We start from the raw sequence: 12,718 nt of genomic DNA on the forward strand, positions 1-12,718 counted from the left end.
TTATAGGGTAATGCCCGGCGTCAGGGTCACCGGCAAGGCAAGGCTGGCGGTCTCCAGCGAAGCCACGGGGTAAGCGCAGTAATCGGCTGCGTAATAGGCACTGGCGCGGTGGTTGCCACTGGCGCCCACACCACCGAACGGCGCACTGCTGGCGGCACCAGTCAGTTGCTTGTTCCAGTTGACGATGCCGGCGCGGCTACGCAGCCAGAAGTACTGGTAGCGAGCACGGGAGTCGGACAGCAAGCCGGCGGCCAGGCCGTACTGGGTGTTGTTGGCCTCGTCGATGGCAGCATCGAAGTCTGCATAGCGCACCACCTGCAGCAGCGGGCCGAAGAACTCTTCGTCCGGGCGCTCGGCCACGGCGGTGACATCGACAATGCCCGGGGTCAGCAGCGCGGCATCGGCCTGCGGCTGGGTCATTTCCAGCAGTTTCACGCCCCCGTTGGCGACCAGTTCGGCCTGAGCCGCAATCAACGCCCGCGCAGCCTGCAGCGAAATCACCGAGCCCATGAACGGCGCTGGCTGCTGGTCGAACGCACCGACCGTGATGGTTCGGCTCACCTCGACCAGGCGCGCGATCAGCGCATCCCCCCAGGCGCCTTGCGGCACCAGCAGACGACGGGCGCAAGTGCAGCGCTGGCCAGCGGAGATGAACGCCGACTGGATAATGGTGTAAACCGCCGCATCCAGGTCCTTGACCTCATCCACCACCAGCGGGTTGTTACCGCCCATTTCCAGGGCCAGGATCTTGTCCGGGCGGCCGGCGAACTGCTGGTGCAGCAGGTTGCCGGTACGGCTCGATCCGGTGAAGAACAGGCCGTCGATACCCGGGTTGGCGGCCAGCGCCACACCGGTTTCGCGCGCGCCCTGCACCAGGTTGAGCACACCCGCCGGCAGCCCGGCGGCAATCCAGCAATTGACGGTCAGTTCGGCGACCTTGGGCGTCAGCTCACTGGGCTTGAACACCACGCAGTTGCCCGCCAGCAACGCTGGCACGATATGGCCGTTGGGCAAGTGGCCGGGGAAGTTGTACGGGCCGAACACCGCCACCACACCGTGGGGCTTGTGCCGCAGCACTGCCGTGGCATCGGCCAGCGGGCCGCTCTTTTCGCCGGTGCGCTCGCGGTAGCTCTGCACCGAGATCGCCACCTTGTTGATCATGCTGGTGACTTCGGTCGCCGACTCCCACAGGGGCTTGCCGGTTTCCTCGCCGATGCACTGGGCCATGGCTTCGGCATGTGCTTTCAGTTGCGTGGCGAACTTCTCCAGCACATCGATACGTGCTTCCAGGCTCAATTGCGCCCAGGCCGGGAAGGCCTGACGCGCAGCCTGCACGGCAGCATCCACCTGACTGGCGTCGGCACCCTGCCCCTCCCAGACGACGGCTTGCGTCACCGGGTTGAGCGATTGCAGGGTTTCGCCCTGGCCGGCCTGCCAGTTGCCTGCGATGTAATGCGTGGTCATTTTATTTGGCCTCCCGGCTTGCCGACAGCGGCACCGCGCGCACGTTGTCGCCGGCACCCATGCGCAGACGCTTGGCCGTCTGTGGGTCGACCACCAAGGTACCGGCAGCCAACCGCGCAGGTGCAGCCGTGATGCGGCAGTCGTCGCGCTTGCGGTTGTGAATGATGTAAGGAGTGGCGTCATCGCCCGGTGTGCCCACGGCCAGCACCAGGGTCTGGCTTTCGCGTACGGCGCGGATCTTGTCGGTGTCGCACTCGATGGCCGGGCCGGCATCGAAGATGTCGACGTAGCCCTGGTAGTTGAAGCCTTCCTGCTTGAGCATGGCCAGCGCCGGCTCGGTGTCCTTGTGCACGCGGCCGATAACGTTGCGCGCCGCCTCGGAGAGGAAGCAGGTGTACAGCGGGAACTTCGGCATCAGTTCGGCAATGAACGACTTGTTGCCCACGCCGGTGAGGTAGTCGGCCTGGCTGAACTCCATCTTGAAGAAGTGCCGGCCCAGGCTTTCCCAGAACGGCGAGCGCCCCTGCTCGTCGGACATGCCGCGCATTTCGGCGATGATCTTCTTGCCGAACAGCTCGGGGAACTCGGCGATGAACAGCATGCGCGCCCGCGACAGCAGGCGGCCGTTGAGGCCGGAGCGGTAGTCGCTGCGCAGGAACAGCGAGCACAGTTCGGAGTTGCCGGTCAGGTCGTTGGCCAGGAACAGGGTGGGGATTTCACGGTAGATCTTCAGCTCCTGCGAGGCGCTGACGGTCAGGCCGACACGGTAGTTGTACCAAGGCTCGCGCAGGCCGACGGCACCGGCGATGGCACTGATGCCCACCACCATGCCTTCGTCGTTTTCCAGCACGAACAGGTAGTCGGTGTCGCCACGCTCGGCTTCGCCGCGGAAGCTCTTCTCCGCCCAGCCAACGCGATACCCCAGGCGCTCTTCGTTGGCCGGCAGCGTGGTCAGCCCGGTGGTACCGGTGCTGCGTGCCAATTCGATCAACGCAGGCAAATCGCTGCTGCGTACAGGACGAACGATCATGCTATCTCCTTTTGCGGCGGCGGCGGCCGGCGCGAAACTCTTCTAACGCATCAATCCCGAAACGTCTGTTGCCAGACCTCAGACCGCGACCAGACGCACGCTGGCACCCTCGCCCACCCCCAGCGCCTCGGCAGCTGCCAGGCTCAGGCTGACCGGTTTGCCCGGCACCCAGTCCAGCTCCAGCAGCACCGCGCGGTAGTCCTGCAACTGGCCGTTGCACACCAGGTACGGGCGCCCACCTTTGACCGGGGCGTCCTCGAGCTTGACCGGCACCACCCGGCTATGGGCGATCGAACGGATACCCGAGGTACGCGCATGCAGGGTCGGGCCACCATCGAAGATGTCGATGTAGTGCTCGGTCTCGAAGCCTTCGCGCATGAGGATGTCGAAGGTAATCTGCGCCCGAGGGTGCACCTGCCCCATGGCTTCCTGCGCCAGGTCAGGCAGCAGCGGCACGTAGATCGGGTAATGTGGCATCAGTTCGGCGAGGAAGGTGCGGCTTTTCAGGCCACACAGGCGCTCGGCGTCGGCGTAGTTGAGGTCGAAGAAGTTGCGGCCGATGGCATCCCAGAACGGCGATTCACCCTGCTCGTCGCTGTAGCCGACGATCTCGGTCACTACCGAGTCGGCGAAACGCTCCGGGTGAGCGGCCATGAACAACAGGCGGCCACGCGAATTGAGCTCGGCCCAGCCACTGTTCACCAGTTCCGGCAGCACATAGAAGCTGGTCAGCAGGCTGTTGCCGGTCAGGTCATGGCAAAGCGACAGAACGTGAATCTTGTTGTGGATCTTCAGCTCGCGCGAGGCGTGCACGAAGGTCTCGTTACGAAAACTGTAGAACGGCTCGGAGTAGCCGGCCGAAGCGACGATGGCCGAGCAACCGGCCAGCTTGCCGGTTTCGCTGTCCTCGAGCACGAAGAAGTAGCTTTCTTCACCATTGAAGCTGACCTCGGCGGCGAAGGAAGTCTCGGATGCGGCGATCTTGTCGCCCAGACGAGCGGTGTCGTCCGGCAGCGAGGTGACACCAATGGGGCTGTCTGCAGCCATGCGCTGCACTTCGTTCAGATCAGCCATTTGCGCGGGGCGCATCACCAGCATGGTGTCACTCCTTTGGAATACGGGCCGCTCACGGCGGCACGGAAAAACGGCAGGTGCACTGGCACCTGCACTGGAATCGGGTATCGCCGGCCCGGTGCAGACTCAGGCTGAGCCTGCATCGGGGCCGGCGAAGGGACCAAGGGCGGATCAGCCCTTGGTCAGGGTGGCCACGGCGCGCTCGAAGCGGCCCAGGCCTTCATCGATGTCGGCGTCTTCAACCACCAGGCTTGGTGCGAAGCGGACCACGTCCGGGCCGGCCTGCAGCACCATCACGCCTTCTTTTTCGGCGGCGTTGAGCACGTCCTTGGCCTTGCCTTTCCAGGCCTCGGTCAGCACGCAGCCCAGCAGCAGGCCAACGCCACGCACCTGATTGAACAGGTTGTACTGCTGGCCGATCTGCTCCAGGCGGACCTTGAAGCGTTCATGCTTCGCCTTGATGCCGGCGAGGGTTTCCGGGGTATTGACCACGTCCAGCACCGCACAGGCGACGGCGCAGCCCAGCGGGTTGCCGCCGTAGGTGGTGCCGTGGGTGCCGACGGCCAGGTGCTTGGCCAGCTCGGTGGTGGTCAGCATGGCACCGATCGGGAAACCGCCGCCCAGGCTCTTGGCGCTGGTCAGGATGTCCGGGGTAACACCGTAGTGCTGGTAGGCATACAGCGAACCGGTACGGCCAACGCCGGTCTGCACTTCGTCGAAGATCAGCAGGGCATTGTGTTCGTCACACAGTTTGCGCGCGCCTTCCAGGTAGGCCTTGTCGGCCGGCACCACGCCACTCTCGCCCTGGATCGGCTCAATCACCACGGCGCAGGTCTTGTCGGAAATCTGTGCCTTCAGCGCTTCCAGGTCGTTGTACGGCACATGGCTGATGCCGGTGATCTTCGGGCCGAAGCCATCGGAGTACTTCGGCTGGCCACCGACACTGACGGTAAACAGTGTACGGCCGTGGAAGCTGTTCACGGTGGCGATGATTTCGTGCTTTTCCGGCCCGAAGCGGTCGTGGGCCACGCGACGGGCCAGCTTGAAGGCGGCCTCGTTGGACTCGGCGCCGGAGTTGCAGAAGAACGCGCGGTCGGCAAAGGTGGCGTCCACCAGCTTGTGGGCCAGGCGCAGGGCCGGCTCGTTGGTGAACACGTTGGAGACGTGCCAGAGGGTGTTGGCCTGCTCGGTCAGGGCCTTGACCAGTGCCGGGTGGCAGTGGCCCAGAGCGTTGACCGCGATGCCGCCGGCAAAGTCGATCAATTCGCGACCCGACTGGTCCCAGACGCGGGAACCCTCGCCTCGCACAGGAATGAAGGCCGCCGGAGAATAGTTGGGGACCATGACCTGGTCGAAATCGGCACGTTGCACCGGGGCTTGCTCAACGGACATCTGAGTCTCCTGAAGAGGAACGCTGGCCTGGAAGTGGCGAGCGATGGGGGGATTGTAAGGACTGATCAGCGCCTGTCCTTGCGGCCAAGCGACAACTTGTTACAGCGCAAAACCCAGTTTTGACAAGGCTTTCGGCAATGCGACAAACACTGTCGCAATCGCGCAGTGTACGGGAGAGAGGGGGCTGGGTGAACGGGTGTTCACATATAGAAGAAGGTGGCCTGCACCGGCCCTATCGCCGGCAAGCCAGCTCCCACAAGTACCCCGCAACCATCAAGGCCTGTGGTGATCCTGTGGGAGCTGGCTTGCCGGCGATAGGGCCAGTACAGACTACAGGGCAATCAGCCTTTTTCGGCCGGCGCCGAACTCAGCTCGAACGGGCTGCTGCTACGCCGCTGGTTGCGATCCTCCCGCGGCGTTGCACCAAAGAAGTTGCGATAGGCACTGGAAAAATGCGGCCCCGAGGAGAAGCCACAGGACAGCCCGATCTGGATGATCGACTTGCTGGTCTGCATCAGCATCTGCCGCGCCTTGTTCAGCCGCAGCTCCAGGTAATACTGGCTCGGCACGCGGTTCAGGTACTGCTTGAAGATGCGCTCCAGCTGCCGACGCGACACGCACACGTGCTGGGCAATTTCGTCGGTGGTCAGCGGCTCTTCGATGTTGGCCTCCATCAGCAGCACCGCTTGGGTCAGCTTGGGATGGCTGGAGCCCAGGCGGTTCTGCAGCGGAATGCGCTGGCGCTCGCCCCCCTCGCGGATGCGCTCGACCACCAGCTCCTCCGACACCGCCCCGGCCAGTTCCGCCCCGTGGTCACGGGCCAGCACCGCCAGCAGCAGGTCGGTCACGGCCATGCCGCCACAAGCAGTCAGGCGATCGCGATCCCAGTCGAACAGGTGGCTGGTGGCGATCACCTTGGGAAAGCGCTCGGCAAAATCATCCTGCCAGCGCCAGTGCACCGCAGCCCGGTAACCGTCGAGCAGGCCCAGCATGGCCAGAGGGTAGACCCCGGCCGACAGGCCACCGACCATGCAGCCACTGCGCGCAAGCTGCTTGAGCGCCGCCGACAACGCCGCCCCCACCGCCGACGGCTGCTCGTCAGCCAACAGGAACAACTTTTGACACCCCTCAAGGCGGCCATTCCACGGCTCGCCCGGCAGGCGCCAGCTACCCTCTTGCGCCGGCTCCGCCTGCAGGAAGACCAGCTCGTAGGACACCTCCGGGTGCACCCGCTGCGCCACCTGCAACACTTCCTCGGCCAGCGCCAGGGTCAAGGGCCTGGTACTGGGCCAGATGAGAAAACCGATTCGCTGGGTGGTCATAGGGTGCGGTCCGAAACCTGAGGTCGTTCGAGTCTGTGCGCCGGGTCAGGCTGCGCTCGCCGCGCAGCATGCCCTATTCTGGTGCAAAAATGCAGTTTTTACTTCAGGCTGCCGGAGAGGAACTGCTTCAGGCGTTCCGACTGCGGGTTGGCCAGCACTTCGCGCGGGCAGCCGGTTTCTTCCACCAGGCCCTTGTGCAGGAACACCAGCTGGTTGGACACCTCACGGGCAAAGCCCATTTCGTGAGTCACCACCACCATGGTGCGGCCTTCCTGGGCCAGCGCCTGCATCACCTTGAGCACATCGCCGACCAGCTCCGGGTCCAGCGCCGAGGTCGGCTCGTCGAACAGCATGACCTCCGGCTCCATGGCCAGCGCCCGGGCAATTGCCACACGTTGCTGCTCGCCGCCGGACATGTGCCCCGGGAAGGCGTCCTTGCGGTGGGCGACACCAACCTTGGCCAGATAGTGCTCGGCCTTTTCCAGGGCCTCCTTGCGGTTCACGCCCAGCACGTGCACCGGCGCTTCGATGATGTTTTCCAGCGCAGTCATGTGCGACCACAGGTTGAAGTGCTGGAAAACCATCGACAGGCGCGAGCGCATGCGCTGCAGCTGACGCGGGTCGGCGGCCTTGAGTGCGCCGTCCTTGCCCGGTACCAGCTTCAGCTCTTCGTTGTTGAGCAGGATCTTGCCGGCGTGCGGCTGCTCCAGCAGGTTGATGCAGCGCAGGAAGGTCGACTTGCCCGAACCGCTGGAGCCGATGATGCTGATGACATCGCCTGCCTTGGCCGACAGGGACACGCCCTTGAGCACTTCATGGCTGCCGTAGCGCTTGTGCAGGTCTTGGACTTCGAGTTTGTACATGCTGTCGATTCTCACAAAGCGGTCAGTGCTTGCGCGGCGCCAGGTAGCCGAGCCAGCGGCGTTCGGCCATCTTGAACAGGCGCACCAGGATGAAGGTCAGGCACAGGTAGAACACGCCCGCCGTGATATAGGCCTCGAAAGGCAGGTAGTACTGGGCATTGACAGTACGCGCAGCGCCAGTGATGTCGATCAGGGTGACGATCGACGCCAGGCTGGTGGTCTGCAGCATCATGATCACTTCGTTGCTGTACTGCGGCAGCGCCCGGCGCAAGGCCGACGGCAGCAGAATGCGCCGGTACATCTTCATGCGCGACATGCCCATGGCCTTGGCCGCCTCGATCTCGCCATGTGGTGTGGCCTTGAGGCTGCCAGCGATGATTTCGGCGGTGTAGGCGCTGGTGTTGATACCGAACGCCAGGCAGGCGCAGAAGGTAGCGCTGGACAGCAGCGGCCAGAGGAAGCTTTCGCGCACCGCCTCGAACTGCGCCAGGCCGTAGTAGATCAGGAACAGCTGCACCAGCATCGGCGTGCCGCGGATCACATACGTGTAGAGCCAGGCAACCAGGTTGACTGCCGGCTGCTTCGAAACCCGCATCAGCCCCAGCGGAATGGCCGCCAGCAGCCCGAAGAACAGCGAAATCGCCAGCAGCTTGAGGGTGGTCAGCAGGCCGCCGAAGTACATCGGCAGTGCCTCCCAGACGACGTTGTAGTCGAAGATCATAGCTCAACCACCTTGACGCCAACCGAGTAGCGGCGCTCCAGATACTTCAGGGCCAGCAGCGAGATGCTGGTCAGTACGAGGTACAGCGCCGCGACCGCCAGGAAGAAGGTGAAAGGTTCGCGGGTGGCGTCGGCCGCCTGCTTGGCCTTGAACATCATGTCCTGCAGGCCCACTACCGAAATCAGCGCGGTGGCCTTGGTCAGCACCAGCCAGTTGTTGGTGAAGCCCGGGATCGCCAGGCGGATCATCTGCGGCACCTGGATGCGGAAGAACACCTGGCGGTTGCTCATGCCATACGCCACGCCCGCTTCTGCCTGGCCTTTCGGAATACCGAGGAACGCGCCGCGGAAGGTTTCCGACAGGTAGGCACCAAAGATGAAGCCCAGGGTACCGATACCCGCGACCAGCGGATTCAGGTCGATGTAGTCTTCATAACCGAGCAGCGGCGCAACCCGGTTGATGATGTCCTGCCCGCCGTAGAAGATCAGCAGGATCAGGACCAGGTCCGGAATGCCACGAATCACCGTGGAATACAGATCGCCCAGCCAGGCAAGCCAGCGCACCGGCGACAAGCGCAGCGCCACACCGATCAGGCCGAGCACGATGGCCAGGGCCATCGACGACAGGGCGAGCTGAAGCGTCAGCCACGCCCCGTCGAGGATGACTGCCCCGTAGCCTTTCAACATGATGAGGTCCTCGACCTAGAGAATGAAAAATGGTGCAAACCTCAGAGCCTCTGCTGTTTGCACCATTGCACAGGTGAAACCCGACGTCTTAGTTCGAGTCTGGACCGTAAATGTCGAAGTTGAAGTACTTCTTCTCGATTTCCTTGTACTTGCCGTTGGCACGGATGGCGTCGATGGCCGCATTGATGCGGTCGACGTTGGCCTTGTCACCCTTGCGCACGGCAATACCGATGCCGTCACCGAAGTACTTGGCGTCGGTGAAGGACGGGCCTACAAAGGCGAAGCCCTTGCCGGCGTCGGTCTTGAGGAAGCCATCTTCCAGCAGGGTGGCGTCGGCCACGGTGCCATCGAGGCGGCCAGCCGCCACGTCCAGATAGATTTCGTTCTGGGTGCCGTAAGGAACCACGGTGGCACCTTTGGCGCCCAGTACTTCCTTGGCGAAACGGTCGTGGATCGAGCCACGCTGGACACCAATCTTCTTGCCCTTGAGCTCATCCAGGCTGTCGCTGACGGTGGTGCCTTCCTTCATCACCAGGCGCGCCGGGGTCAGGTAGTAGCGCTTGGTGAAGTCGACCGATTTCTTGCGGTCTTCGGTGATCGACATGGACGACAGGATGGCGTCGATCTTGCGCACTTTCAGCGCCGGGATCAGGCCGTCGAACTCCTGCTCGACCCAGGTGCACTTGGCTTTCATCTCTTCGCACAGGGCGTTGCCGATGTCGTAGTCAAAACCGGCGATGCTGCCGTCTGGCTGCTTGAAGGCGAAGGGTGGGTAGGCGGCTTCGATGCCGATTTTCAGCGGTTTTTCATCGGCCTGCGACACCAGGGAAAACACGGACAGCGCCAGGGCGCCAAGCAGTGCGAGCTTCTTCATCAGGTAACTCCATCGGTACGGGGCAATACAAGGCAGGTAACAACTGCCCGATATGCGAATGGGTACAACGCGAGCCGCGCAGGGTTCGACCAAGGTCGCAGACCACGAGCGAGTGATTGGCATTTTAGCGACAGCCCGGTAGTCGATATTTCTTCAAAGCGACAACTACTTACAGAAGCGCCTGAAACCGCTGCGGGCAATGTTGACAGCCAATGCAAAATATGCAAAAGCGCAAGAAATAGAACCTATAGACCTAGCAATTCCTGGGCCTATTATTGGCAAAGCCTTGTAGGACGGCAAGTGTAGCGTGCCGTATTGCAAAAAATGGCTACAGGGATGCACCGAAACGGACCGGAATTGTTTCCTGACGCCCCGAACTTGTGCAGGGGCGGTGACAGAACAGTTACCGATGAATGTCGGGTAACAGTAAAGCAAAAACCCCGCCGGTTGCCCGGGCGGGGTTCTTGTTGGCTTCTTGCAGGTACAGCACAGACCTCAGGCACATGCCTTATCCTGTGGGAGCGGCTTCAGCCGCGAACACCGGCAACGCCGGTGCCATCCACCGCGCTGAGTTCTTCGCGGCTAAAGCCGCTCCCACAGGGATTGCACAAAGCCGCGCTTGCCTGCTTCGCAATCAGGCCGAAGCCAGGCTCATCGCCTTGTGGGTATCGATCAGGTGCTGCACCACGCCCGGGTCGGCCAGGGTGGAGATGTCACCCAGCGCATCGTACTCACCCGTGGCAATCTTGCGCAGGATGCGGCGCATGATCTTGCCCGACCGGGTCTTCGGCAGCCCCGGCGCCCACTGGATCACATCCGGCGAGGCGATCGGGCCGATTTCCTTGCGCACCCAGTTCTTCAGCTCCAGGCGCAACTGCTCGCTGGCCTCGATACCGGCATTGAGGGTGACATACACATAGATGCCCTGCCCCTTGATGTCGTGCGGCACACCCACCACCGCGGCCTCGGCCACTTTCGCATGCGCCACCATGGCACTTTCGATCTCGGCAGTACCCATGCGGTGGCCGGACACGTTCAGCACGTCATCCACGCGGCCAGTGATCCAGTAGTAGCCATCTTCGTCGCGGCGCGCGCCGTCACCGGTGAAGTACATGCCACGGAAGGTCTTGAAGTAGGTATCGACGAAACGGTCGTGGTCGCCGTACAGCGAACGCGACTGGCCCGGCCAGGAGTCGAGGATCACCAGGTTGCCTTCGGCAGCGCCCTCGATCAGGTTGCCCAGGTTGTCCACCAGCGCCGGCACCACACCGAAGAACGGGCGGGTTGCCGAGCCCGGCTTGAGGCCGGTAGCGCCCGGCAGCGGGCTGATCAGGATGCCGCCGGTCTCGGTCTGCCACCAGGTGTCGACGATCGGGCAACGTTCCTTGCCCACGGTCTTGTAGTACCAGTTCCAGGCTTCGGGGTTGATCGGCTCCCCCACCGACCCCAGCAGGCGCAGGCTGGAGCCATCGGCACCTTCAACAGCAGCTTGCCCTTCAGCCATCATCGCGCGGATGGCGGTTGGCGCGGTGTACAGGATGTTGACCTTGTGCTTGTCGACGATCTTCGACACGCGGGTGATGTCAGGGTAGTTCGGCACGCCTTCGAACAGCAGGGTGGTAGCGCCGTTGGCCAGCGGGCCGTAGACAATGTAGCTGTGGCCAGTGACCCAACCCACGTCGGCGGTGCACCAGTACACCTCGCCCGGGCGATAGTCGAACACGCGCTCATGGGTCAGCGCTGCGTATACCAGGTAGCCGCCGGTGGTGTGCAGCACGCCTTTCGGCTTGCCGGTGGAGCCGGAGGTATAGAGGATGAACAGCGCTTCCTCGGCACCCATCTCTTTCGGCGCGCAGTGGCTGGAGGCGACCTTCATCAGGTCTTCGTACCAGATGTCGCGGTGCTGGTGCCAGGCAATGTCGCCACCGGTGCGCTTGCACACGATGATCTTCTGCACGCTGTTGGTTTCAGGGTTGGTCAGCGCCAGGTCGACGTTGGCCTTGAGCGGGGTACGCCGGCCACCGCGCACGCCTTCGTCGGCGGTGATCACGATCTTGGACTTGCAGTCGATGATACGGCCGGCCAGTGCCTCGGGCGAGAAGCCGCCGAACACTACCGAATGGATCGCACCGATACGGGCACAGGCCAGCATGGCGACCACGGCCTCGGGGATCATCGGCATATAGATGGTGACCACGTCACCGCGGTGCACATCCTGGCCACGCAGGGCGTTGGCGAACTTGCAGACTTGCTCGTGCAGTTCGCGGTAGGTGATGTTGCGGTGTTCGGAAGGGTCGTCGCCTTCCCAGATGATGGCCAACTGGTCGCCGCGCTCTTCGAGGTGGCGGTCCAGGCAGTTGGAGGAAACGTTCAGAGTGCCGTCGGCGAACCATTTGATATCGACGTGATGGTCGTCGAAGGAGGTCTGCTTGACCTTGGTGAACGGCTTGATCCAGTCGATGCGCTGGGCCTGCTCGCGCCAGAAGCCGTCCGGGTTGATCACCGACTGCTGGTACATGGCCTTGTAGGTGGCCTCGTCGGTCAGGGTGGTGGCCGCAACCTCGGGACGAACGGGATACAGTGGAGCCGCACTCATCTGTGTTACCTCGGTGTAATAGTTGTTTTTGTATGGAACCGTTTGTAACTGTACCAGAGCGACAAAAGCCATTCGACGTTGGTAGTAATTTGGTACGCCCGTTCTGGCAAAGCGCTCTGGCACGCACCTTACAGCCCAGGCGAGAAAAAAAGGGGGCGCTTACCAGAGGATTGTTACAGATTCTGTCAAAACACTTTATCAAAAGACCCACTGTTTCAGCCCTGGCCCCAGCCATAAAATTCACCTCGCCAGCAACGGCAAGGCGATTAACAACTGGTAACAGCCCCCACGAAGGCAAGCGTTAATCCCCATCCAAACCCGATAGTTAAAACTAGCAATACTCGCGGCGCCATAAGCGCCGCGTGCCCCCTCACGACCTTAGACAGGTAAATTGAAAATGAAAGCTTTACTGGTATTGGTACTTGGCAGTCTTTGCGGCGCGGCGATGGCCGGCGAAGCCAAAGATGCCGAGCAGATTCCGGTTGAACAGTACAGTTACTCGCAGCACCTGGACATTGCTCGCGTCATTTCCATGAGCGAAGTGCCCAATGTGTGCGAAGTCGTGCCCGCCCGCATGACCTACGAGGACTCCAAGGGCCAGAAGCACATTCTCGAATACCGCGTGATGGGGAACGGCTGCTCGAACGGCTGATGCCTTGTGAATTGGGGGCCCAGTGGGCCCCATTCGCGGACTTG

General features: G+C 62.6%; 11 protein-coding genes. 1 reads left to right on the forward strand and 10 read right to left on the reverse strand.

Annotation, left to right across the window (positions count from 1 at the left end; genetic code table 11):
• The 10 genes from astD to acs form a co-directional block, all read right to left on the reverse strand.
• Complete coding sequence (gene astD, locus JV551A3_RS23295; RefSeq protein ID WP_133974496.1) at nt 1–1,464, reverse strand: succinylglutamate-semialdehyde dehydrogenase; 1,464 nt, start codon at nt 1,462–1,464, stop codon at nt 1–3.
• 1 nt (nt 1,465) lies between these two features.
• Nucleotides 1,466–2,494, reverse strand: coding sequence for an arginine N-succinyltransferase (gene astA / locus JV551A3_RS23300; RefSeq protein WP_133974498.1), 1,029 nt, complete (start codon nt 2,492–2,494; stop codon nt 1,466–1,468).
• A gap of 78 nt (nt 2,495–2,572) precedes the next feature.
• Nucleotides 2,573–3,592: an arginine/ornithine succinyltransferase subunit alpha gene (gene aruF / locus JV551A3_RS23305; RefSeq protein WP_133974500.1), complete on the reverse strand. Its 1,020-nt coding sequence runs from the start codon at nt 3,590–3,592 to the stop codon at nt 2,573–2,575.
• A 147-nt stretch (nt 3,593–3,739) separates the two neighbouring features.
• Complete coding sequence (locus JV551A3_RS23310) at nt 3,740–4,960, reverse strand: aspartate aminotransferase family protein (protein ID WP_133974502.1); 1,221 nt, start codon at nt 4,958–4,960, stop codon at nt 3,740–3,742.
• 341 nt (nt 4,961–5,301) lie between these two features.
• Nucleotides 5,302–6,282, reverse strand: a complete 981-nt coding sequence (argR, locus tag JV551A3_RS23315) for a transcriptional regulator ArgR (RefSeq protein ID WP_133974504.1) — start codon at nt 6,280–6,282, stop codon at nt 5,302–5,304.
• Nucleotides 6,283–6,380: 98 nt separating this feature from the next.
• A complete protein-coding gene (locus JV551A3_RS23320; protein ID WP_025340127.1) occupies nt 6,381–7,145 on the reverse strand; it encodes an ABC transporter ATP-binding protein in 765 nt (254 codons plus the stop codon).
• A gap of 22 nt (nt 7,146–7,167) precedes the next feature.
• Complete coding sequence (locus JV551A3_RS23325; protein WP_003260115.1) at nt 7,168–7,866, reverse strand: ABC transporter permease; 699 nt, start codon at nt 7,864–7,866, stop codon at nt 7,168–7,170.
• The gene (locus tag JV551A3_RS23330) at nt 7,863–8,552 is read right to left on the reverse strand and encodes an ABC transporter permease (RefSeq protein WP_112253159.1); all 690 of its coding nucleotides are present in this window, start codon (nt 8,550–8,552) and stop codon (nt 7,863–7,865) included. Before JV551A3_RS23330 ends, JV551A3_RS23325 begins: the two co-directional genes overlap by 4 nt.
• Nucleotides 8,553–8,640: 88 nt before the next feature.
• On the reverse strand, nt 8,641–9,426 hold the full coding sequence (locus tag JV551A3_RS23335) for an ABC transporter substrate-binding protein (RefSeq protein WP_019099125.1): 786 nt from the start codon (nt 9,424–9,426) through the stop codon (nt 8,641–8,643).
• A 634-nt stretch (nt 9,427–10,060) separates the two neighbouring features.
• Nucleotides 10,061–12,022 (reverse strand): acetate--CoA ligase, encoded by a 1,962-nt coding sequence (gene acs / locus JV551A3_RS23340; RefSeq protein ID WP_112253161.1) that lies wholly within the window; start codon nt 12,020–12,022, stop codon nt 10,061–10,063.
• 397 nt (nt 12,023–12,419) lie between these two features.
• Here acs and JV551A3_RS23345 point away from each other — a divergent pair, with 397 nt between their 5' ends.
• A complete protein-coding gene (locus JV551A3_RS23345; protein ID WP_003260110.1) occupies nt 12,420–12,674 on the forward strand; it encodes a DUF2790 domain-containing protein in 255 nt (84 codons plus the stop codon).
• Nucleotides 12,675–12,718: the final 44 nt, after the last annotated feature.

This window comes from Pseudomonas inefficax, assembly GCF_900277125.1.
Lineage (GTDB): Bacteria > Pseudomonadota > Gammaproteobacteria > Pseudomonadales > Pseudomonadaceae > Aquipseudomonas > Aquipseudomonas inefficax.